Below are 19,396 nucleotides of genomic sequence, written 5' to 3' on the forward strand. Positions count from 1 at the left end.
GGCCCCATGGGGAACGAGACCGAAGCGCGTAGGCGGGCTCTTTGGGCGAGGCAGGATCGGCAAATTAAAAGCCGCACCCCGCCGCGGCTCGACGACGGTCGGCGACTGATCCGCGTCTTCCCGGAGTACACCACCGATCTCCCGCTCTGGGAAAACTTCACCGATCACTACCTCGTCGAACGCGGGATGCTCCCTCTTTCCAGCGACCTCGATGCCGCGCTCGCGGAGTGGAACGAGAAATGGTCGCCAACCCGCTCGTCCGAGGATCCTGAAGAGCAACGCTGGCTCGCGCAGGGACACGCCCTCGTCCGGCGTCTCCGCACGGAGCTTCACGGCATCGCCGAGATCCGGGCGGAGTTCGCCGACTGAGCCTCAGGCCCGGTGGTCGCGGTAGTACTCGAGCAGCGCCTTGGTCGAGGCATCCTGCGACTCGAAGGCGTCGCTGTCGCCCTCGATCGCCGGTGCGATCTGCATCGCGAGCTGCTTGCCGAGCTCGACGCCCCACTGGTCGAACGAGTTGATGCCCCAGACCGCACCCTGCGTGAACGTGATGTGCTCGTACAACGCGACGAGCTCGCCGAGCACGGTCGGCGTCAGCGACGGCGCGAAGATCGACGTCGTCGGGCGGTTGCCCGGGAACGTCCGCGCCGCGACGAGCGCACCGGTCGTGCCCTCGCCCTCGACCTCCTCGGCCGTCTTGCCGAACGCCAGCGCCTTCGTCTGCGCCAGGAAGTTCGCGAGGAACAGCCCGTGCACGTCGCGGTCGCCGTCCGTCAGGGCGTACGCCGGGTTCGCGAAAGCGATGAAGTCCGCCGGGATCAGCCGCGTGCCCTGGTGGATCAGCTGGTAGAACGCGTGCTGCCCGTTCGTCCCGGGCTCGCCCCAGAACACCTCTCCGGTGTCGGTCGTGACGGGGGAGCCGTCCCACCGCACCGACTTGCCGTTCGACTCCATCGACAGCTGCTGCAGATACGCGGCGAACCGGCTCAACTGCTGGGCGTACGGCAGCACCGCGTGCGACTGCGCACCGAGGAAGTTCGTGTACCAGACGTTGAGAAGCCCCATCAGAACCGGCACGTTCTGCGCCAGCGGCGTCGTCCGCACGTGCTCATCGACGGCGTGGAAGCCGGCGAGCAGTTCGCGGAACGTGTCGGCGCCGAACTCGATCACGAGCGACAGGCCGATCGCAGAGTCCACCGAGTAGCGGCCACCCACCCAGTCCCAGAACCCGAAGGCATTGGCGGTGTCGATGCCGAAGTCCGCGACCTTGTCGAGCGCGGTGGACACTGCCACGAAGTGGTGGGCGACGGCATCCTTCTTCTTCTCGTCGCTCCCGTCGATCGCGCCCGCCGACTGCAGACCCTCCCACAGCCAATCGCGAGCGAGGCGCGCGTTCGTCAGCGTTTCCAGCGTCGTGAACGTCTTCGAGGCGACGATGAACAGCGTCGTCTCGGGGTCGAGGTCCTTCGTCTTCGACGCGATGTCGAACGGGTCGATGTTCGAGACGAAGCGCGCCGAGATGCCGGCATCCGCATACGGCTCCAGCGCCGCCGAGATCATGACGGGGCCGAGGTCGGAGCCGCCGATCCCGATGTTGACGACCGTCTCGACCTTCTTGCCCGTGATGCCGGTGAACTCGCCCGTGCGAACCCGGCCGGCGAACTCGGCCATCGCGTCGAGCACGCCCTGCACGTCGGCATCGACGTCCTGGCCGTCGACCGTCAGCCCCGGCACGGCGTCGGCGGGACGACGGAGCGCAGTGTGCAGCACGGCTCGGTCCTCGGTCGTGTTGATGTGCTCGCCCGCCAGCATCGCGGCATACCGCTCCGCGACACCGGTCTGCTCGGCGAGACGCACGAGAGCGGCGACGATCTCCTCGGTCACGAGGTTCTTCGACAGGTCGACGTGCAGGTCGGCGACGTCGTGCGTCAGCTTCGCGACTCGCTCCGGGTCTGCCGCGAACCAGCCGCGCAGATCGGGAGTGAAGTCGGCCTTCAGCGACTCGAGTTCAGCCCAGGCGGACGTGGTGGTGGCATCGATCGGAGCGTTGGTCACCCCTCAACGCTACTCACGTTCGCGCCCCTCCGCCCCCGCGTGTCAGACGCGGTCGCCGCGGGGACGATCCGCCCCTCCGCGAGGGTGACGACCTCGTCCACATCCCCGAGCTCGCCGAGGTCGTGCGTCACGACGACGACTGCCGCGCCACGGCCGGTTGCGACGCGCAGAGCGGATGCCGCGGCTCGCCGCGACACGTCATCGAGACCGCTCGTCGGCTCGTCGAGAAGGAGCAGATCGGCCTGCTGCGCAAGGGCCTGAGCGAGGAACGCCCGCTGGCGCTGACCTCCCGAGAGGGCGCCGAGCGGACGCGACGCGAACCGCGCCATCCCGACGGCATCGATCGCCTCGGCCACGATTGCCCGGTCGCTGCGGCGCAACGGACGGAATGCGCCACGCTCCCGCCACCGGCCCATCGCGACGAGGTCGCTGACGGTCAACGGCAGCCGTGCGCTGTCGGCGGTGTGCTGCGGCACGAGCGCGACGGGGATCCCGGGGTCTCGTGTCGCGGACCCCGACGTGGGGGAGCGGAGCCCCGCGAGCACCGAGACGAGCGTCGATTTCCCCGACCCGTTCGCACCCACGACCGCGGTGAGGCGCCCCGCGCGCACGTCGAGGCTGACGCTGTCGAGCGCGCGGTGGCCCTCGACGTCGACACGCACCTCCCGCAGGCGGACGACAGGCTCGGAGGCGGCGAAGTGAGGCATCCGACCAGTATTGCAAATGAAAACCGTTATCAATTACGTGTACAGTCGGGCACCGTGTCCGTGCTCCTCGACCCCTTCACCGTCGCCTTCGTCCAGCGCGCCCTCGTCGGCGGTGCGCTCGTCGCCGTCGTCTGCGCGGTCGTCGGCACGTGGGTCGTGCTCCGCGGCATGGCCTTCCTCGGCGAGGCGATGGCCCACGGGATGCTGCCCGGAATCGCCCTCGCGACCCTCACCGGGTTCCCGCCGGTCGCTGGGGCGGCCGTCAGCGCGGCGGCGATGTCGGTCGGCGTCGGCGCCCTCCAGCGGCGCGGCCGGCTCTCGGCCGACACCAGCATCGGCCTGCTCTTCGTCGCGAGTCTCTCGCTCGGCGTCATCGTCATCTCGGCCTCGCGCAGCTTCGCAACGGACGCCTCGGCCATCCTCTTCGGCGACATCCTGGCGATCGAGCAGGCCGACATCGTGCTCCTCGCGCTCGCCGTCGCTGCGACCCTGCTCGTCGCCGCCGCCGGGCATCGCTCGTTCGTCGCCCTCGCCGTCGACCCCCGCCAGGCGCAGTTGCTCGGCCTCCGCCCCCGACTCGCGCACATCCTGCTCGTCGGACTCGTGACGCTCGCCGTCGTCTCGGCGTATCAGGCGGTCGGGTCGCTCCTCGTCGTCGGGATGCTGCTCGGCCCCGCCGTCGCCGCGGGCGCCTGGACCCGGCGCATCGTCCCGACCATGGTCCTCGCCGCGCTCATCGGCGTGGTCGCCGTCGCTGCGGGGCTGCTCCTGTCCTGGCACCTCGGCACCGCCGCGGGAGCCACCGTCGCGTTCACGGCGATCTGCTCCGGAGCGGTGTCCACCGGCATCCGCGCGCTGACTCGCTCGACCCGCACCACCCGCTCCGCCCTCGACGAAAGGACCGCATGAACCGTCGCGTCCCGATCGCCCTCCTGCCCGCTCTCGCCCTGATCCTCGCCGGGTGTCAGACCGCACCCGCACCCGCATCCGCTCCCGCGTCAGAGACAGACGACCACGGCGCCATCGCCGGTGCGACCGAGCTCGCCGAACCCGCGCTGCACCTCACGAGCGTCACGCCGTCCGGCGCCGTTCGACACCTCGACCTGCTCGACGAGAAGAGCGAGACCCTCGGCGAGATCACCCCGCCCACCTCGGTCGACACCGACGGACGCTTCCTCTACGCCGGTCACGACGGCGGTGTGGAGATCGTCGACAGCGGCGTCTGGACCTGGAATCACGTCGATCATTTCCACTACTACGAGGCGCCCGCCGCGATGCTCGGCGAGCTCGACGGCGAGGGCAGTCCGACGGTCGTCGCGAGCGACCTCGGCGCGGGCGTGCACTTCGACGGCGGCGAGGCGGTCCTCCTCGACCTCGACGCGCTGAAGGGCGGCCGCATCGTGGAGCGCTTCCGCCTCGACCTCCCCGCCGGGCCGGGCATGATCGTCCCGCTTCCGACGGGCGCCCTCGTGACGGATGCCGACGGCCTCCGCCACGTCGACGCGACCGGCGCACCGCAGGAGACCGTCCGCTGCGACGACCCCGCCGGATCGATCGCGACGAACGTGGGCGTCGTCGTCGGGTGCGCCGACGGCGCTGTGCTGGCGGTGACGGATGCCGACGGCACGACACTCGAGCGGATCCCGTACCCCAACGGAACCACCGACCGCGCCGTCTCGTTCGCCGCGCGCGAAGGCCGGCCGACGGTCGCAGGTCTCACCGAGGGCAACGCCTTCTGGCTGCTCGACACCCGCGAACGCACCTGGACGCGCCTCGACGCCGGTGAACCCCTGGCACGGGTTGCCGCAGTCGACGACGCCGACCAGCACGTCGTCGCGCTGACGCAGGCGGGAGAGCTGCTCGTGATCGACGGCGAGACGGGAAAGACGCTCGCCCGTACCGAGCCGCTCGTCGCGGCATCCCTCGCCGATCCCGCGCTCGCCGCCGGAGTGACGCTGCAGATCGACCCGAACCGCACCTACCTGAACGGACCCGCCGAGAACGTGATGTTCGAGATCGACCACGCCGACGACGCACGCATCGCGCGTACCTTCGAGACGACCGACGCTCCCGCCTTCATCGCGGAGACGGGCCGATGAAGCGTGCGCTCGCCGCAGTCGTGGTGGCCGCCATCGCTGCGCTCACGGGATGCGCCGCCGTCGGCAGTGACCGGCCGACCGTCGTCGTCACGACAGACCTGCTCGGCGACATCACCGCGAACCTCGTGGGCGACGAGGTCGACGTCATCACGCTCATGCCGCGCGGCAGTGATCCGCACTCATTCGAGTTGTCGGCGCGCGAGGCCGCGAGCATGCGAAGCGCCGACCTCCTCGTCTCGAACGGGCTCGGACTCGAAGAGGGCGTGCAGAGTCATGTCGACGCCGCGGTCGCCGACGGGGCCCCCTCGTTCGTCGCCGGTGACCATATCGAGCCGCTCGACTACGCCGACTCGGATGCCGTCGACCCCCACTTCTGGACCGACCCCACGCAGACCGCGCGCGTCGTCGAGGCGCTCGCGCCGCAGTTGGCGCGCATCGACGGGGTCGAGGCATCCGTCGTCGACACGGCGGCCGCGGCGTACCTCGGCGAACTCGACGAGTTGGATGCCGAGATGTCCGACACCCTCGGTGCGATCCCCGCGACGCACCGGGCGCTCGTCACGAACCACCACGTCTTCGGCTACCTCGCGCGGCGGTACGACGTGCGGATCCTCGGCGCGGCGATCCCCGGCGGGACGACGCTCGCCGCCCCCAGCGCCGCCGATCTGCAGGACCTCGTCGATGCGATCGACGAGGCCGGCGTCACGACGATCTTCGCCGACTCCTCGCAGCCCGACCGGCTCATGCAGGTGCTCGCCGACGAAGCCGGCCGCGACGTCGACGTCGTCTCGCTGTTCACCGAATCCCTCGCGCCCGAAGGGTCACCGGGCTCCACCTACCTCGACATGATGCGCCGCAACCTGCAGAGCATCGCTGACGGCCTCACCCCATGAGGCATTCCCTGGAAAGGAAACCCATGAAGAAGACCCTGCAGTTCGGTGCCCTCGCCGGCGCCGCTGCCCTGCTCCTCGCGGGCTGCGCGTCCGCCGCGCAGCCCGCATCCGACCCCGCCGAAAGCGCGGCCGTCCCGGACGGCCCCCGCGTCGCCGTCGGGTACGAGGGGGGCGTGCTCGTCCTCGGTGGCGACGACTACGCGAACCTCGGCGAGTTCGACTCCGAGGACTTCATCCGCCTCAACGCCGCCGGCGACGGCCGACACGTGATGGTGACCACGTCGAAGGGCTTCCAGCTGCTCGACGCGCAGCAGCCAGAGCTCACCGACCTCGTCGTGCCCGCCGCCACCGCGGGGCACGTCGTCTCGCACGGCGGCAAGACCGTCCTCTACGACGACGCGACGAGCGACACCACGATCTTCGACTCCGCCGAGCTTGCCAAGACGACGGACGCCCTGCCGAAGGCCGAGGTGATCCCGGGCGTCACGGCCCACCACGGCGTCTCCGTCGAGCTCGAGGACGGCACGCTCCTCACGACCGTCGGCAACGAGTCGGGACGCACCGGCATCCGTGTCCTCGACGAGGACCGCAACGAGGTCGCGTCGAACGACGAGTGCCCCGGCGTGCACGGTGAGGGAACCGCCAAGGACGAGGCCGTGGTCTTCGGCTGCGAGAACGGCGCCCTCGTCGTGAAGGACGGCACGATTACGAAGCTCACGTCTCCCGACGAGTACGGCCGCATGGGCAACGCCTACGTGTCCGAGAACAGCCCGCTCGTGGTCATGGACTACAAGGACGACCCGGATGCCGAGGGCTACCTCCTCCGCAACATCTCCCTGATCGACACCGAGGCGAACACGCTCGAGAAGGTCGCACTGCCCGACGGCGTCGAGTACACCTACCGCGGCGTCGGCCGCGGCCCGGACGCCGAAGCGGTCCTGATCGGGACCGACGGCAAGCTGCACTCGATCGACCCGGACACGGGTGAGATCATCTCGTCGCTGCCGGTCGTCGACCCGTGGGAGGGCCCGGCCGAGTGGCAGGACCCGCACCCGTCGATCAAGGTCGCGGGCTCCTTCGCCTACGTCACCGACCCGGCCGACAGCGAGCTCGTCGTCGTCGATCTGACGAAGGGCGAGATCGCGAAGACCGTGAAGCTCGACCACATCCCGAACGAGATCGCCGCCGTCGGCTGACCTCAACGACCGCGAGCCGTTGCGGATGGTCGTTCCCCGGTCCTCGGGGCGACCATCTGCGACGGCTCGCGGCGTGGGGCGGGGGTCAGTTGCCGGGGCGGAGGGTGACGGACCCGGCGGAGACCTGCACGTCGACGGTGCGCGAGGCGGCCGCCGAGGTTTCGAGCAGGTTGTCGAGGGAGCCCGCCGACACGTCGGACGTCACGTCGTACGACGTGTCGGGAATCGTTGCGACAAGGGTCCCGGCGCTGACATCGATGCGGACGTCGTCGAGCGCGTCTCCCGTGAGATCGGCGGTGATCTGTCCGGCCCCGATGGTGAGGTTCGCGCGGGCGGCCCCGTCGACCCTCACATCGGCATCGCCGGCGCTGACGTCCACCCGCACGTCGTCGGCCGATCCCGACACGTCGATGTCCCCCGCGCCGACCGACACGTCGAGCTTTCCGTAGGTGCCGTCGGCCGTGATCGACCCGGCGGAGACGTCGAAGTCTGCATCGAGACGCTCGTCGGCCATCGCGTCGGGGAGAGTCAGCGTTACGCGGTTGTCAGCCCAGTCGAAACCGGACTGCAGCGCCCACCACGGGCGGTTGTTCGAGAGTGACAGGGTGTCGCCGCGGCGTTCGAGGTTCCAGTCGCGGCTGCCACTGGTGATGTCGAGGACCGCCTCGTCGACGTCCGCGTACTGGACCACGACGTGTCCCGCCGAGACATCCAGCGACAGAGCGCTCACCCCGGTCGTGGCAGCCGACCGGTTGCTGGGCCCGCTGTCGGTGGCGGCGTACACGATCGAGCCGATCCCTGAGATGAGTGCCCCGCTCAGCACCACCCCGCCGACGCAGATCGCGACGATCGAGACGATCTGCGCCGAGGAGCGCCGAGGCTGCTGCGGCGGCAGGGCTGGCGGTGAAGCGGGAGCCGTGGGCGGGGGAGTGAGGTCGATGCTCATCGGAGTGTTCCGTTCTGATCGGGATGCCCGCCGGCGGGCGGCGTGCCGTGTTCGAGGTGGACGAGTGCGGCAAGCACCCGTCGGTTGCCGTGCTCGTCCTGTTCGAGGCCGAGCTTCTGGAAAAGCGAGGTGATGTACTTCTCGACGCTCGCCTCCGAGACGAAAAGCGCGGTCGCGATGGCGGCGTTGCTCTTCCCCTCGGCGATGAGCGCGAGAACGGAGCGTTCCCGGTCGGTGAGGCGCGACATCCGCTCGTCGCGTGCCCGGCGCGTCAGCAGCTGGGCGACGACCTCGGGATCGAGGACCGTGGCCCCCGCAGCGATCCGGTCGATCGAGTCGAGGAAGTCGCGGACGTCGGCGACGCGATCCTTCAGCAGGTAGCCGAGGGCGGCGTTCTGGCCGGTGATGAGGTCACTGGCGTACCGCTCTTCGACGTACTGGCTGAGGACGAGCACCGGGAGGGACGGATGCTGCGCCCGCAGGTCGAGCGCTGCCCGGATTCCCTCGTCGGTGAACGTCGGCGGTAGGCGGACGTCGAGGATGCAGAGTTCCGGCGCGGTCTCGGTAACGGTCTCGACGATTCCTTCCGCGCGGGGGAGGGCGGCGACGACGGTGTGACCGGCGTCTTCGAGCACGCGGATCAAGCCTTCGCGCAGCAGCGTGGAGTCCTCGCAGATCAGGATGCGCACGGGACCGTCACCTCCAGGGCCGTCGGTCCGCCGACGGGGCTGTCGAGGGTCGCGGTGCCGCCGGCGGCGAGCACCCGGTTCATGATCCCGTCGAGACCGCCACCGGGGAGCACTCGAGCCCCGCCGATCCCGTTGTCCTCGACGCGCCCCCAGATGAGGCGCCCGCTGGCCGCGTCACCGCGGCTCCGGACCACGACGCGCACCTCGGTGGCGCGGGCGTGTTTGGCGGCGTTGGTGAGCGATTCGGCGATGACGAAGTAGACGGCCGCTTCCGAAGTCGCGCTGCAGCGTTCGTCGAGGCGGATGTCGAGCGCGACAGGCACATGGGATCGTGCCGCGAGCGCCGAGAGGGCGGCATCCAGTCCGCGGTCGTCGAGGACGGAGGCGTGGATGCCGCGGGCCAGCTGGCGGAGCTCGGTGATGGCGGCCTTCGTCGAGGTGTGCGCCTCATCGATCAGCGCTTTCGCGGCCACCGGGTCGGAGTCGATCTTCTGCTGCGCCATGCCGAGGGTCATGCCGACCGAGACGAGGCGCGGCTGGACGCCGTCGTGCAGGTCGCGTTCGATGCGCGTGCGTTCGACTTCGCTGGCCCGAACGGCCCCCGCTCGCTGTGCCCCCGCCGTTCGTGCGGCCTCAGCGAGGACCGCCTCGCGGGAGGGGACGAGGATCGACCGCGTGAGCAGGTCGTCCAGAAGGGAGACGCCGAACAGGATGCCGAGGCTTGCGATCGCCGCGATGATGCCGCCGGCGACCGCGCCGCTGTCGGCGACCGGGATCCCGACCAGCGGAAGCCGGCCTCCGGTGCCGTCGCCGAGCGGCGAGACGGCGAGCGCCACGCCGGTGATGACCGCGGACGCGGCGCCGACGACGATCCAGCCGAGGACGGTAGCGATGGCGAAGCTGCCGATGCCGCGCCACATCGCCCCGTCGGTGAACTGCAGCCACAGCGTGCGAAGGAACCCGCGGAACCCGGGCTCACCACTCGTGCGGAGCTGCAGACGGGGGATGCCGTGGCCGTACAGACCCTCCGCGCGTTCGTGCTCGAGCCAGGCCGCAGCCCACGCGATGTAGAGGGCGCCGATCATCAGAACGATGCCGATACCGAGGACGAGCGCCAAGCCGATGCCGGTGCCGAAAAGAGTCGCCGCGGTGGTGAGGATGCCGACGCCCACCAGGGCGATGGCGGCGAGCTGAGCGAGCGCGCCGAGGCGCCGCAGTGGTCGGAACCGTCGGGGTCGCGGAGAGGTATCGGAAGTCATGTCCCCACGCTAGGGGCGACGCGAGGCGCCCACAGTGGGGCGGGCCCGAGACGTGGTTTCGGGTTATCCCCCACGGGCGGGGATGGGCGTACGGTGGCGGAATGGTCACCATCCCCACCGTCTCCCTGAACGACGGCACCGCCTTCCCGCAGCTCGGTCTCGGCACGTACAACCTGCGCGGCGAGGACGGGACACAGTCGATCGTCACCGCCATCGAGGGCGGATACCGGCTCCTCGACTCCGCGGTCAACTACGAGAACGAGCAGGAAGTCGGCGAGGCCGTTCGGCGAAGCGGCATCCGTGACGAACTGATCGTGACGACCAAGGTGCCCGGTCGCGACCACGGCTACGACGAGACCCGACGGAGCGCCGAGGGTTCGCTCGAGCGGCTCGGCCTGGAGCGAATCGACCTGTACCTGATCCACTGGCCGAACCCGAGCGTCGACAAGTACGTCGACACCTACCGCGCCATGGTCGATCTGCAGAAGGAGGGACGCGTCGGCTCCGTCGGCGTCTCGAATTTCACCGAGCCGATGCTCGCCCGCATCATCGAGGCGACCGGTATCGTGCCGGCCGTGAACCAGGTCGAGCTCCACCCCTACTTCCCGCAGGCGCACCTGCGGGCGTTCCACGCCTCGCAGGGTATTCGCACGGAGAGCTGGAGTCCGCTCGCTCGTCGCTCGGAGCTGTTGAGCGAGCAGGTGGTGGCGGATGCCGCCGCCGCCCACGGGGTCACGCCCACCCAGGTTGTGCTCCGCTGGCACGTGCAGTTGGGGACCACCCCGATCCCGAAGTCCGCTGACCCCGCCCGGCAGGCCGAGAACGTCGACGTGTTCGAGTTCTCGCTGACGGACGAGGAGGTCAGCGCGATCTCCGGCCTCGAGCGCGGCCGGCTCTGGGACGGCGACCCCGACACCCACGAGGAGATGTGAGCATGGGTGGACTCGTCGGCTGGCATCTCCTGATCCTGCTCGGCGTCCTCGTGATCATCGCGTTGATCGTCGGGGGCATCTATTGGATCGTCCGGCTCGCGGCGCGCCACGGAAGCGAGGATGCCGCCGAACGCCGCTCCCGCGTGGGGTAGAGCTCAGCCGAGGTAGCCCCACCAGCCGTCGCGCAGGTGGAGGGCCCAGTCCGCGTGGCGGAGCACCGGCATCCCCAGGATCAGCTCGAACGGTGGATCGCCCGGCCGCGCGAGTCCCGCGATGTCAGCGACGGCCGCGATCGACGGAGCGAACCTGCGCCCGCCGATCGTCACCTCCGGCAGCAGGACGAGCGCAAGCGCGTTCGCGGCACCCGAGGCATCCGTCCCCTCTGCCTCGCCCGCAGCACGGAAGTGCCCCGGATGTCGCGCCACGACACCCCGGTCGATGACGCTCACGCTCGCGCCCGAGTCCCAGATGGCGGCCCACGCGCCGCCCGCCCAGGCGACATCGACGTAGGGATGTCCGCGCGAGGACTGCACCAGGTCGCGCCACTCGTCGACACTCGCCTCGGTGTCGAGCGCGAGCAGCGCGTCGGCGAAACGGAAGTCCAGCCGATGCCAGCGCAGCACGTCGAGCCCGAGCAGCGAGGGTGCCGCGGGATTCGGTTCGAGGTCGAACACCGGTCGCTCCACGACGAGGTCGCCGACGCGAAGCTCTCCGGCGGTGACGCTTTCCGTCGACCCGGTGCGGGAGAACACGCCGCCGCCGCCGGGGTCCTGCGGTGCGAGCCGCGTGAGCCCCGCCGTCAGCGGACCGTCGGCGAGGCCGCTGCGCGCGCCGCCCGTGTCGACGATGAGGCTGTGTGTCGTGCCGTCGATCTCGGCGATCACCCGCACCGCGATCGCGTCCGAAAGGTCCGGATCAGCGTCCAGGTCGAGCGGGATGACGGCGGCCACGGGAACACCCTAATGAGCGCTCAGACCGTCTGCAGCAGCATCCGCATCCGTTGCAGCACCTCGTCGAGGTGATCCGTCAGCGGGATTCCGCTCGGCTCGGATGCCCACGCCTCCAGCGCCGCCTGAAGGGCTTCGACCGTGATTCCGGCGATCGCCGCCGCCGTCGACTCGTCCTCGCCACGATGGCGGAAGCCGTCTCGGATGGCGTCACGCAGATCCGCCTGCTTGCGCAAGTCCCGCTCACGCAACGCCGGCTCGGATGCGATGACCTGACGCGCGAAGCGGATTTCCGCACGCTGGGGCTCGAAGCGTTCACGCGCCAGCACCCGGAGCCCCCCCATCACGATCTCCATCGGCCGCGCCTCCCGAGGTGCCTCGGAGATCATGCGCGTCGCGATCTGAGGGATCTCGTCGCCGTCGAAGAAGACCTCGCGTTTGTCGCTGAAATGGCGGAAGAACGTGCGGCGCGTCACGCCGGCCCGGTCGACGATGTCCGGCACGGTGGTCGCCGAGTAGCCGCGCTCCTCGAAGAGCGAGAGCGCCGCCGTACGCAGTCGTTCCCGGGTGTCCGGTGCCCATCTGGCCATTCGGACAGCATAGTGACGACACCTGGTGTCATGCGAGGTACAGTGATGACACCACGTGACATCACGATCGAAGGAATCGACATGCCCCGACACCACGACGCCGCCGTCCTCGCATCGCCCCGCGCGCGGCTTTCCGTCGAGCGGATGCCTACGCCCGACCCGGCGGCAGGCGAGGTCGTCGTGCGCGTCGGCGCTGTTGCGGTCAATCCGATCGACTGGGTCATCCAGGGCACCGGATCGGTCACCTACCGGTGGCTCCCGACACCGGCCGTGCTCGGCTCGGACGTCGCCGGCGAGGTGGTCGCCATCGGCTCGGGGGTCACGCGGTTCCGGGTCGGCGATCGTGTCTTCGGTCTCGCCACAGGGACGGACCGTGGTCGCGACTCCCGGCGCGAGGGCGCGTTCCAGGAGTACACAACCCTCCTGGAGCACCTCACAGCCCCGACTCCGGCCGGTGTCACGGACGTGCAGGCAGCCGTCCTTCCCCTCGGCGTCTCCACCGCCGCGTGTGCGCTGTTCCAGCCCCGCCACCTCGGACTGACGGTCCGCGATCCCGCCGACACTCGTCCGCGCGAGCGCGGTGTCGTCGTCGTCTGGGGCGGGTCGACGAGCGTCGGGATGAACGCGATCCAACTCGCCCGCGCGGCCGGATACGACGTGGTCAGCACGGCGTCGCCTCGCAATGCCGACCTCGTCAGGTCGCTCGGCGCCGATGTCGTCGTCGATCACGGTTCCGCGGGCGCCGTCGATGAGCTCGTGGCAGGGATCGACGGTCGCCCCGTCGTCGGTGCCGTGGCCCTGGGTGAGACGTCGACGGCCGGATGCATCGAGGTGCTGCACCGAACCGGCGGATCGGTGCTCGCGATGGCCAGCACGCCTGTCTCGCTCGCGGCGCTCGCCGGTCGGCGCCGACTCTTCCCCGCAATGGTGCCCGTGTTCGCGCGCCTGGGGCTGAAGACTCTTCTGCTGAACGCTCGTGCGCGTCGGGCCGGCATCCGCGCCGCCTTCGTGTGGGGGACGAGCCTGCGCGACGACGAAGTCGGACGACGGTTGTGGGGGCGGCTGCTGCCGGAATGGCTGGCGGACGGCACCGTCCGTCCCCTGCCCGAGGCGATCGTGGCCGGCGACGGGGTGGGCGCGATACAGGAAGCGCTGGATCGTCAGCGTGCGGGCGTCTCCGCGAGGAAGATCGTCGTCACGCTCTGATCCCGTTCTCGTTCCGCCCTCTGCTCAGAGCTGTGCGCCGTCGTCGTCGCGGTCGTAGATGCCCTGATTGCGGCCCCGACGGGACTCGTAGGCGATGAGCCATCCGATCGAGATCGCGGCGGCCAGGACGAGCCCGACCCAGACGTTCTGCCAGACGAGTCCGAACAGGATGCCGCCAGCGAACAGCAGAACCGTCCCGAGGATCCAGAAGCCGCGGCCTCGCCGTCGTTGCGCCATGCGGCCAGCCTACGGTTCTCGTCGCCCGGCGCTCGCGCATCGGGTCGCAGACCGTTACCGTGACGCGGATGAGGCTCATCCGTCCGGAACTCACCGACCACGTCGTCCACGCCAGCGTCGAACGACCGGGAGCGGAGCGCCCGGTGCTCCTATGGCATCACGGCTCCCCGCAGACCGGCGCCGTCCTGTCACCCGTCGCCGCGATGGCGGATGCCGCGGGTCTCGACGTCGTCTCGATCGCGCGGCCGGCGTACGGGGGAGCGCCTCGTCTGCCTGAACGGTCGGTACGGGACGCAGCCGCACGGGCCGCCGAGGTGCTCGACATCCTCGACCTCCGGAACGTCGTGTCGGTGGGAGCCTCCGGCGGCGGACCCCATGCGCTCGGCGTCGCAGCGCTCTCACCCGAGCGCGTCGCCGGCGTCATCACCCTCGCGTCGATCGCCCCGTTCCGTCCCGGCGACGGGTCGTGGTTCTCCGGCATGGCCGATCCGTCCGGTCTTCGATCCGCCACCGCGGGGATCGCGTCGCGCACGGCTCATCTCGAGGTCGAGGAGTTTGATCCGACCAGTTTCGTCGACGCGGACTACCGTGCGCTCGAAGAGACGTGGGCCTCGCTGGGGGAGGACGTCGCGGCCTCGGCGCAGTGGGGGTTGGACGGATTGGTTGACGATGACGTCGCCTTCACCCGGCCCTGGGGTTTCGCGCTCGCCGACGTTGTCGCTCCGGTGATGGTCGTGCAGGGTGAGCTCGATCGTGTCGTCCCGCCATCGCATGCGGCTGCGATCGTTGACTGCATCGCTCGCGCGACGTTGCTGCGGATCCCCGACGCCGGACACATCGCGGTCCTCGACCATCTGTCGACGGCCCTCGCTGCGCTCCGCCGCGGCTGACGTCAGCGGTTCCGGTGATCCTCGGGGGCGAGGCGGGGTCCGCGGCGGGGTTCGACCACGCCGCTCGCCCAGATGAGGCGGATGACCCGCTGCCGCTGCCCTTTCCACGGCTCGAGCAGCTCCCGCATCCCGTCGTCGTCGACGCGTGAGCCGGTCAGCGCGTAGCCGACCTGATGGGCGACGTGATAGTCGCCGAAACTGACGGCGTCAGGGTCGCCGAACGCGCGGATGCGGGCCTCTGCGCTCGTCCAGATGCCCACGCCCGGCAGGCTCATGAAGACCCGATCACGGTCGTCCCCCGTCGTGGCAGCTGCGGCGGCACGCTCGATCGAGGCGCGTCGGCGTGCGGCGTCGACGATCGTGCGGGACTGCGGCGGTTCGAGGCCGGCACGGTGCCACGACCAGCTCGGGATCATGCGCCAGTCGGCCGGCGGCGCGTACATAGGGCGCGGGGTCGGTCCGGGCGCGGCGTCGCCGTAGTGGGTCAGGATCCAGCGCCATGCCCCGAAGGCCTGGAGCCCCGTGACCTTCTGCTCGAAGACGCCGCTGACGAGCGCGTCGAAGACGAGGTCGGTCGCCCCGATCCGCAGATCGGGCCTCCTCCGGTGCACGTCTTCGATGAGCGGATGCCGAGACGCATCGAACTCGGCGGGGTCGTCGTCCGCGCCGCACAGGCGCGGCAGCTGATCCAGGGTCCACGCCGCACCGGGGCCCCACGCGGCTGCTCGAACCGTCCGCAGTCCGGGGCGGATCGCGATCGTCGCGACGCCCTCGGGGGTGCGGACCGCCCGCCAGATGACGCCGTCCACGGTCGTCTGCGACGGGTCGTGCGCTCCGCGCTGTTGATAGCGGATCGCGCCCGCCACGTCGGTCGGGACCTTCGGACGGTACTCCGCCTCGAGCGGCTTGAGATGCGGGGACGGCGACGGATGCGGCATCCGTTCACGCAGTCCCGACCTCATGCCGACACCCTACGTCCGGGCGCCGACAGCGGCCTGGTCAGAAGCGGTCGGGCGAGGGGGTGCCGTGGCCGTAGCGGATGACGACGTCGGCATGCCGGTCGAACCGGTACCCGATGCCGCGGACCGTCCGGACGATGTCCTCATAGCGGCCGAGCTTCGATCGCAGGCGGCGGACGTGCACGTCGATCGTCCGCTCGCCCGGAGCGTCGTCGCCGTCGGCGTGGCTCCACAGGGAGGAGACGAGTTCGGTGCGCTCGATCGTCTGACCCTCGCGCAGCACGAGATACTGCAGGAGTTCGAACTCCTTGAACGTGAGCGCGGCGCTCTCGCCGTCGATGTGCACGCGGCGGCGGGAGATGTCGATCGTGACGCCACCGGGGACGTGCTCGTCGAGCGGCTCCTCGGGCTTGGTGCGGGCGACGGCGGCCGGCTCGTGAAGGGCCAGACGGACGACGTCCACATCGCGACCGCCGGCGCCGACGGGAGCGAGGGCGACAGTCGCGTGAGTCTCGGCGGAGGGGGCGAGATCGGCGATCGTGCGACGCAGTGCATCGACGATGACGGAGAGGCTGACGCCGTCAGCGGCGGCCTTCAGCTCGTCGAGGCCGACGTAGAGGGCGAAGCCGCGGGGTGCGGTCCCTGCCGGAAGGCCCGAGGCGGCCGGGCGAGGTGCGGCGGCCGGGGCGGGCGGGATGTCCTCGACGGCGCGGAGGTGACGGGGGGCGGCGGGTGCGGAGAGGAGAGCGGAGGTCGACATGGCGATGTCCTTCAGAGGGGGAACCCGGGTGCGGTAGCGGGTTCGGGAGTGTTGCGCGGATGGCCTCACTGGGGCCGATGTGCGAGACGCCCGGCATCCGCGTTGTGGGCGGAGGAGCCGGAGCCTCGGGGGTCTGACGACGCCGTGTTCAGAAACGGCGGCGCGACCCGGCGGGGATCACCGTGTCAGCGACACATTCGGCAACACATGACTGCACGCTGCGGCATCATGATGCCGGCAGTTCCGTTCGCCTCCCGGGCGGACAGAGTGCGTGCGAGTTCAGTCATGTGGCTGATTATGACGAACCGCGTCGGGATGTGTCAAACCGCCCCGGCGTGGCGCGGTCTGCATGACGGAATGTGACAGATTGCTCAACTCGCACCCGATCGTCCGGCTCCACACGTGATCGGCGTAGCGTGAACGCATGAGCGACCTGATCTTCACCGACGAGAAGGATGCTGCGCGGTACACGCTGCACCGCGGCAAGGACCTCGTCAGTGTCCTCGATTACAACGACGACGGCCGGACCGTCGCCCTGACGCGGGCGTACACGATCCCGACCTTTCGCGGATCGGGCTACGCCGGGGAGCTCGTGAAGCGGGCGGTGTCCGACCTCGAGCGTCGCGGTGACCGTCGCGTCATCCCGGTCTGCTGGTACGTCGCCGACTGGTTCGAGGCGAACCCCGGTCACGAGGCGCTGCTGCAGGAGCGCCGGACTGCCTGAGCGCTCAGGCTTCGCCGGGGCGCGGATCGCGGATCCGCCACCCCAGGTTCTCCAGCGCGCCCTTCAGGCGATCAGCCGCCGCGCGGGCGACCTCCGTCGACTCGTCGGAGCAGACGTCGATCGCGAGCGGAGGGGGATCGGCGAACTTCGGGATCTGCACCTCGGCCCACGCACCGGGCGACAGGCTCACCCGCGGGTAGGCGGTGCGGGCGTGCTCGACCGTGCCGTCGCAGGCGAAGGCGATCGTTTCGAGCGCATCGGGCTTCGTGATCGGAAGGTCCACGACGAGGGTGACCACGAAGGGCCCACCCGCAGTGTCACGGCCGTGTCCCGGCATCCGGTCCCCTTTCGATGCGCGTGCGTGTGTCTTCGTAGCCGCCCCGGAGCGATGCGGTCAAGCCCGTCGCCGTGCGGCGCGTACGCGCCCACGATGAGGCGAAGACGATCACAAGGAGACTGCCATGGATCACGACCACGCGGACGCGGAAGACAAGACGATCGAGGGCGCACCTGCCGGCGGATGGTCGACGGAGGGCAGCCCCGACGGTGCCGCCTCCGGCGCAGTGACGAACGAACAGAAAGAAGCCGAGGATGCCGCTGACCGCGGCCGCGGCGAGGGGGCTCCCATGCCGGAGCCCGCATCCGACCCGTTCGTCGAGAGCGCCGAGATCCAGCAGGGGCTCGACCCCGATGTGCTCACCGACGAGCAGGCGGATCGCCGCGGGGAGTGAACTCGCCCGCCTCTCCGTGCCAGGAGGCCGGTAACGTGGGACGGTCATGACATCGCCTGTAACCGCCAGCATCCCCCTGTCCTCATCGCAGCGCTGGCGGGCTTTCTGGGTATGCGTGTCGGTCGCGGCGTTCACGATCCTCGACCTCAGCAAGGTCAACGTCGGTCTGCCGGCGATCGAAGAGTCGCTCGGAGCGACTTCGACCCAGCTGCAGCTCGTCGTCTCGGGATACATCCTGACGTTCGGTCTCGCTCTCGTGCCGTTCGGCCGACTCGGCGATCAGCGTTCGCGCAAGACCCTCTTCGTCATCGGGCTCAGCCTGTTCACCGTCATGAGCGCGGTGTGCGCGCTCGCGCCGACCATCGAGATCCTGCTCGCAGCGCGCATCGTGCAGGGCATCGCCGCCGGCATCCAGATGCCCCAGGTCATGGGCACGATCCAGCAGCTGTTCACCGGTAAGGAGCGCGGGCGGGCCTTCGGCCTGTTCGGCGCGACGATCGGTATCGCGACCGCCTTCGGCCCCACGCTCGGCGGACTCATGATCGCCGTCGGCGGCAAGACTGACGGGTGGCGGGGCATCTTCTGGTTCAACGTGCCGCTCTGCTTGCTCGTCCTCGCCGGCGTCATCTGGCTCCTGCCGCAGACCCGAAAGGCGAGCGGCCGTCCGCTGCAGCTCGACCCCGTCGGCATCGTGCTGTTCGCGCTCATGATCATGTCGCTCATGTGGCCGTTCCTGTTCACGACCGGTTCCCCCGACGACGACCCGAACCGCTGGTGGCTGCTCATCGTCTTCGTGCTGTTCGCGGCGGCATTCTTCTGGTGGGAGAGGCGGTATGCGGCATCCGGTCGTCAACCGCTCATCCCGTTCCGGATGTTCCGCATCCCGTCGTTCCGCAACGGGACGTTCGTCGTGGTGGCGTACTTCACAGCGATCCCGCCGATGTTCCTGTTGGGGACGCTGTTCCTGCAGGTCGGCGTCGGCCTCGAGCCGGTGTTCGCGGGCATGGTCTCGATCGGTTTCGCGGTCGCGAGCGCCGTCACGTCGTACTACGGCGGCCTGCTGGTCGCCCGGTTCGGCCGCCAACTCGTGACGATCGGGCTCGCCACTGTGCTCGTCAGCGTCGTCGCACTGACGATCGTGACCTACACGATGCCCCCCGAGACCGTCGCCTACGGCATGGCCGCCGCGCTCCTCGTCGCTGGTGCCGGCGGTGGATTCGTCGTCTCGCCGAATCAGACGCTCACGCTCTCCGAGATCGCCGTCCGGGAGGGTGGTCTCGCCGGTTCGGTCGGCCAGCTCGGTCAGCGCGTCGGCACCGCGGTGGGCACCGCGGTCGGTCTGTCGCTGTTCTACTCGACGATCTACCGCGAATCGGATGCCGGACTCGAGTCGCTCGCGATCTTCCACGACGCGTACGCCTACGGGATGATCGCCGTCGGTGTCTTCCTGGCGCTTGCGACCCTCGTCTCGGTCGTCGACCTGGTCGCCCTCCGGCGCCGCGGCGTCACATCGGCCATCTCGGAGTGACCCCGCCCCGGCACGCCTGGACGGCGATGTCGGAGCCTCGATCTACCG

The 19,396-nt window shown here is 70.1% G+C and carries 23 protein-coding genes; 12 read left to right on the plus strand and 11 right to left on the minus strand.

Going from position 1 to position 19,396, the window contains the following annotated elements; genetic code table 11:
- Window positions 1-6 precede the first annotated feature (6 nt).
- A complete protein-coding gene (locus tag MO1_RS02115; protein ID WP_036310287.1) occupies window positions 7-369 on the plus strand; it encodes an immunity protein CdiI family protein in 363 nt (120 codons plus the stop codon).
- A 3-nt stretch (window positions 370-372) separates the two neighbouring features.
- Here MO1_RS02115 and pgi read toward each other — a convergent pair whose 3' ends face one another.
- Window positions 373-2,055 (minus strand): glucose-6-phosphate isomerase, encoded by a 1,683-nt coding sequence (pgi, locus tag MO1_RS02120; protein ID WP_060915089.1) that lies wholly within the window; start codon window positions 2,053-2,055, stop codon window positions 373-375.
- Window positions 2,052-2,762 (minus strand): zinc ABC transporter ATP-binding protein AztA, encoded by a 711-nt coding sequence (gene aztA, locus MO1_RS02125; RefSeq protein WP_060915090.1) that lies wholly within the window; start codon window positions 2,760-2,762, stop codon window positions 2,052-2,054. The genes pgi and aztA overlap by 4 nt, the downstream gene beginning before the upstream one ends.
- A gap of 54 nt (window positions 2,763-2,816) precedes the next feature.
- Between aztA and aztB the strand changes: the two genes are divergently transcribed.
- The 4 genes from aztB to aztD are packed head-to-tail and all read left to right on the plus strand — an operon-like array spanning window position 2,817 to window position 6,950.
- Window positions 2,817-3,671, plus strand: coding sequence for a zinc ABC transporter permease AztB (aztB, locus tag MO1_RS02130; RefSeq protein ID WP_060915091.1), 855 nt, complete (start codon window positions 2,817-2,819; stop codon window positions 3,669-3,671).
- Complete coding sequence (locus MO1_RS02135; protein ID WP_060915092.1) at window positions 3,668-4,861, plus strand: hypothetical protein; 1,194 nt, start codon at window positions 3,668-3,670, stop codon at window positions 4,859-4,861. Before aztB ends, MO1_RS02135 begins: the two co-directional genes overlap by 4 nt.
- Window positions 4,858-5,754, plus strand: coding sequence for a metal ABC transporter substrate-binding protein (locus MO1_RS02140; RefSeq protein ID WP_060915093.1), 897 nt, complete (start codon window positions 4,858-4,860; stop codon window positions 5,752-5,754). The genes MO1_RS02135 and MO1_RS02140 overlap by 4 nt, the downstream gene beginning before the upstream one ends.
- Before the next feature lie 23 nt (window positions 5,755-5,777).
- Window positions 5,778-6,950 (plus strand): zinc metallochaperone AztD, encoded by a 1,173-nt coding sequence (gene aztD / locus MO1_RS02145; RefSeq protein ID WP_060915094.1) that lies wholly within the window; start codon window positions 5,778-5,780, stop codon window positions 6,948-6,950.
- An 85-nt stretch (window positions 6,951-7,035) separates the two neighbouring features.
- Here the strand turns inward: aztD and MO1_RS02150 are convergent, their stop codons facing one another.
- Genes MO1_RS02150 through MO1_RS02160 form a run of 3 tightly spaced genes read right to left on the minus strand, consistent with a single transcriptional unit; the run spans window position 7,036 to window position 9,844 of the window.
- Window positions 7,036-7,896 carry a DUF4097 family beta strand repeat-containing protein gene (locus tag MO1_RS02150; protein ID WP_060915095.1) on the minus strand — a complete coding sequence of 287 codons (861 nt, stop codon included), beginning with the start codon at window positions 7,894-7,896 and terminating at the stop codon, window positions 7,036-7,038.
- Window positions 7,893-8,585: a LuxR C-terminal-related transcriptional regulator gene (locus tag MO1_RS02155; protein WP_036310271.1), complete on the minus strand. Its 693-nt coding sequence runs from the start codon at window positions 8,583-8,585 to the stop codon at window positions 7,893-7,895. The genes MO1_RS02150 and MO1_RS02155 overlap by 4 nt, the downstream gene beginning before the upstream one ends.
- A complete protein-coding gene (locus MO1_RS02160; RefSeq protein ID WP_060915096.1) occupies window positions 8,573-9,844 on the minus strand; it encodes a sensor histidine kinase in 1,272 nt (423 codons plus the stop codon). The genes MO1_RS02155 and MO1_RS02160 overlap by 13 nt, the downstream gene beginning before the upstream one ends.
- Before the next feature lie 101 nt (window positions 9,845-9,945).
- On the opposite strand from MO1_RS02160, the gene MO1_RS02165 reads away from it, so the two are divergent.
- The gene (locus MO1_RS02165; protein WP_060915097.1) at window positions 9,946-10,776 is read left to right on the plus strand and encodes an aldo/keto reductase; all 831 of its coding nucleotides are present in this window, start codon (window positions 9,946-9,948) and stop codon (window positions 10,774-10,776) included.
- 2 nt (window positions 10,777-10,778) lie between these two features.
- Window positions 10,779-10,928: a hypothetical protein gene (locus MO1_RS14690; RefSeq protein ID WP_164499359.1), complete on the plus strand. Its 150-nt coding sequence runs from the start codon at window positions 10,779-10,781 to the stop codon at window positions 10,926-10,928.
- Window positions 10,929-10,931: 3 nt separating this feature from the next.
- Here MO1_RS14690 and MO1_RS02170 read toward each other — a convergent pair whose 3' ends face one another.
- Window positions 10,932-11,726 carry an aspartyl protease family protein gene (locus tag MO1_RS02170; RefSeq protein ID WP_060915098.1) on the minus strand — a complete coding sequence of 265 codons (795 nt, stop codon included), beginning with the start codon at window positions 11,724-11,726 and terminating at the stop codon, window positions 10,932-10,934.
- A 20-nt stretch (window positions 11,727-11,746) separates the two neighbouring features.
- Entirely contained in the window at window positions 11,747-12,313 is a 567-nt protein-coding gene (locus MO1_RS02175; protein WP_060915099.1) for a TetR family transcriptional regulator, read from the minus strand.
- Between the two features lie 81 nt (window positions 12,314-12,394).
- On the opposite strand from MO1_RS02175, the gene MO1_RS02180 reads away from it, so the two are divergent.
- Window positions 12,395-13,519, plus strand: a complete 1,125-nt coding sequence (locus MO1_RS02180; protein ID WP_060915144.1) for a zinc-binding alcohol dehydrogenase family protein — start codon at window positions 12,395-12,397, stop codon at window positions 13,517-13,519.
- Window positions 13,520-13,543: 24 nt separating this feature from the next.
- Here MO1_RS02180 and MO1_RS02185 read toward each other — a convergent pair whose 3' ends face one another.
- The gene (locus tag MO1_RS02185) at window positions 13,544-13,756 is read right to left on the minus strand and encodes a hypothetical protein (protein ID WP_036310259.1); all 213 of its coding nucleotides are present in this window, start codon (window positions 13,754-13,756) and stop codon (window positions 13,544-13,546) included.
- 68 nt (window positions 13,757-13,824) lie between these two features.
- On the opposite strand from MO1_RS02185, the gene MO1_RS02190 reads away from it, so the two are divergent.
- Entirely contained in the window at window positions 13,825-14,646 is an 822-nt protein-coding gene (locus MO1_RS02190) for an alpha/beta fold hydrolase (protein ID WP_060915100.1), read from the plus strand.
- Between the two features lie 2 nt (window positions 14,647-14,648).
- On the opposite strand, the gene MO1_RS02195 is transcribed toward MO1_RS02190, so the two are convergent.
- Both MO1_RS02195 and MO1_RS02200 read right to left on the minus strand, forming a co-directional pair.
- On the minus strand, window positions 14,649-15,584 hold the full coding sequence (locus MO1_RS02195) for a DNA-3-methyladenine glycosylase family protein (RefSeq protein ID WP_060915101.1): 936 nt from the start codon (window positions 15,582-15,584) through the stop codon (window positions 14,649-14,651).
- Window positions 15,585-15,645: 61 nt separating this feature from the next.
- Window positions 15,646-16,365, minus strand: a complete 720-nt coding sequence (locus MO1_RS02200; protein WP_060915102.1) for a winged helix-turn-helix domain-containing protein — start codon at window positions 16,363-16,365, stop codon at window positions 15,646-15,648.
- A 424-nt stretch (window positions 16,366-16,789) separates the two neighbouring features.
- Here MO1_RS02200 and MO1_RS02205 point away from each other — a divergent pair, with 424 nt between their 5' ends.
- Window positions 16,790-17,089, plus strand: a complete 300-nt coding sequence (locus MO1_RS02205) for a GNAT family N-acetyltransferase (RefSeq protein ID WP_060915103.1) — start codon at window positions 16,790-16,792, stop codon at window positions 17,087-17,089.
- A gap of 4 nt (window positions 17,090-17,093) precedes the next feature.
- On the opposite strand, the gene MO1_RS02210 is transcribed toward MO1_RS02205, so the two are convergent.
- Entirely contained in the window at window positions 17,094-17,426 is a 333-nt protein-coding gene (locus MO1_RS02210; protein ID WP_036310249.1) for a hypothetical protein, read from the minus strand.
- 124 nt (window positions 17,427-17,550) lie between these two features.
- Here MO1_RS02210 and MO1_RS02215 point away from each other — a divergent pair, with 124 nt between their 5' ends.
- Window positions 17,551-17,820, plus strand: a complete 270-nt coding sequence (locus MO1_RS02215) for a hypothetical protein (RefSeq protein WP_036310247.1) — start codon at window positions 17,551-17,553, stop codon at window positions 17,818-17,820.
- Window positions 17,821-17,866: 46 nt separating this feature from the next.
- The gene (locus MO1_RS02220) at window positions 17,867-19,348 is read left to right on the plus strand and encodes an MFS transporter (RefSeq protein WP_235186061.1); all 1,482 of its coding nucleotides are present in this window, start codon (window positions 17,867-17,869) and stop codon (window positions 19,346-19,348) included.
- The last annotated feature ends 48 nt before the right edge of the window (window positions 19,349-19,396 follow it).

Origin of the sequence: Microbacterium oleivorans NBRC 103075 (assembly GCF_001552475.1) — a bacterium.
Classification (GTDB): Bacteria; Actinomycetota; Actinomycetes; order Actinomycetales; family Microbacteriaceae; genus Microbacterium; species Microbacterium oleivorans.

Coding starts and splice junctions, on each gene's coding strand:
- MO1_RS02210 (WP_036310249.1), bottom strand. CDS start 17,426: ATGCCGGGACACGGCCGTGACACTGCGGGTGGGCCCTTCGTGGTCACC.
- MO1_RS02190 (WP_060915100.1), top strand. CDS start 13,825: ATGAGGCTCATCCGTCCGGAACTCACCGACCACGTCGTCCACGCCAGC.
- MO1_RS02150 (WP_060915095.1), bottom strand. CDS start 7,896: ATGAGCATCGACCTCACTCCCCCGCCCACGGCTCCCGCTTCACCGCCA.
- MO1_RS02215 (WP_036310247.1), top strand. CDS start 17,551: ATGGATCACGACCACGCGGACGCGGAAGACAAGACGATCGAGGGCGCA.
- MO1_RS02175 (WP_060915099.1), bottom strand. CDS start 12,313: ATGGCCAGATGGGCACCGGACACCCGGGAACGACTGCGTACGGCGGCG.
- MO1_RS14690 (WP_164499359.1), top strand. CDS start 10,779: ATGGGTGGACTCGTCGGCTGGCATCTCCTGATCCTGCTCGGCGTCCTC.
- MO1_RS02165 (WP_060915097.1), top strand. CDS start 9,946: ATGGTCACCATCCCCACCGTCTCCCTGAACGACGGCACCGCCTTCCCG.
- MO1_RS02205 (WP_060915103.1), top strand. CDS start 16,790: ATGAGCGACCTGATCTTCACCGACGAGAAGGATGCTGCGCGGTACACG.
- MO1_RS02115 (WP_036310287.1), top strand. CDS start 7: ATGGGGAACGAGACCGAAGCGCGTAGGCGGGCTCTTTGGGCGAGGCAG.
- MO1_RS02220 (WP_235186061.1), top strand. CDS start 17,867: ATGACATCGCCTGTAACCGCCAGCATCCCCCTGTCCTCATCGCAGCGC.
- MO1_RS02200 (WP_060915102.1), bottom strand. CDS start 16,365: ATGTCGACCTCCGCTCTCCTCTCCGCACCCGCCGCCCCCCGTCACCTC.
- MO1_RS02180 (WP_060915144.1), top strand. CDS start 12,395: ATGCCCCGACACCACGACGCCGCCGTCCTCGCATCGCCCCGCGCGCGG.
- MO1_RS02140 (WP_060915093.1), top strand. CDS start 4,858: ATGAAGCGTGCGCTCGCCGCAGTCGTGGTGGCCGCCATCGCTGCGCTC.
- aztA (WP_060915090.1), bottom strand. CDS start 2,762: ATGCCTCACTTCGCCGCCTCCGAGCCTGTCGTCCGCCTGCGGGAGGTG.
- MO1_RS02185 (WP_036310259.1), bottom strand. CDS start 13,756: ATGGCGCAACGACGGCGAGGCCGCGGCTTCTGGATCCTCGGGACGGTT.
- MO1_RS02195 (WP_060915101.1), bottom strand. CDS start 15,584: ATGCCGCATCCGTCGCCGTCCCCGCATCTCAAGCCGCTCGAGGCGGAG.
- MO1_RS02135 (WP_060915092.1), top strand. CDS start 3,668: ATGAACCGTCGCGTCCCGATCGCCCTCCTGCCCGCTCTCGCCCTGATC.
- aztD (WP_060915094.1), top strand. CDS start 5,778: ATGAAGAAGACCCTGCAGTTCGGTGCCCTCGCCGGCGCCGCTGCCCTG.
- MO1_RS02160 (WP_060915096.1), bottom strand. CDS start 9,844: ATGACTTCCGATACCTCTCCGCGACCCCGACGGTTCCGACCACTGCGG.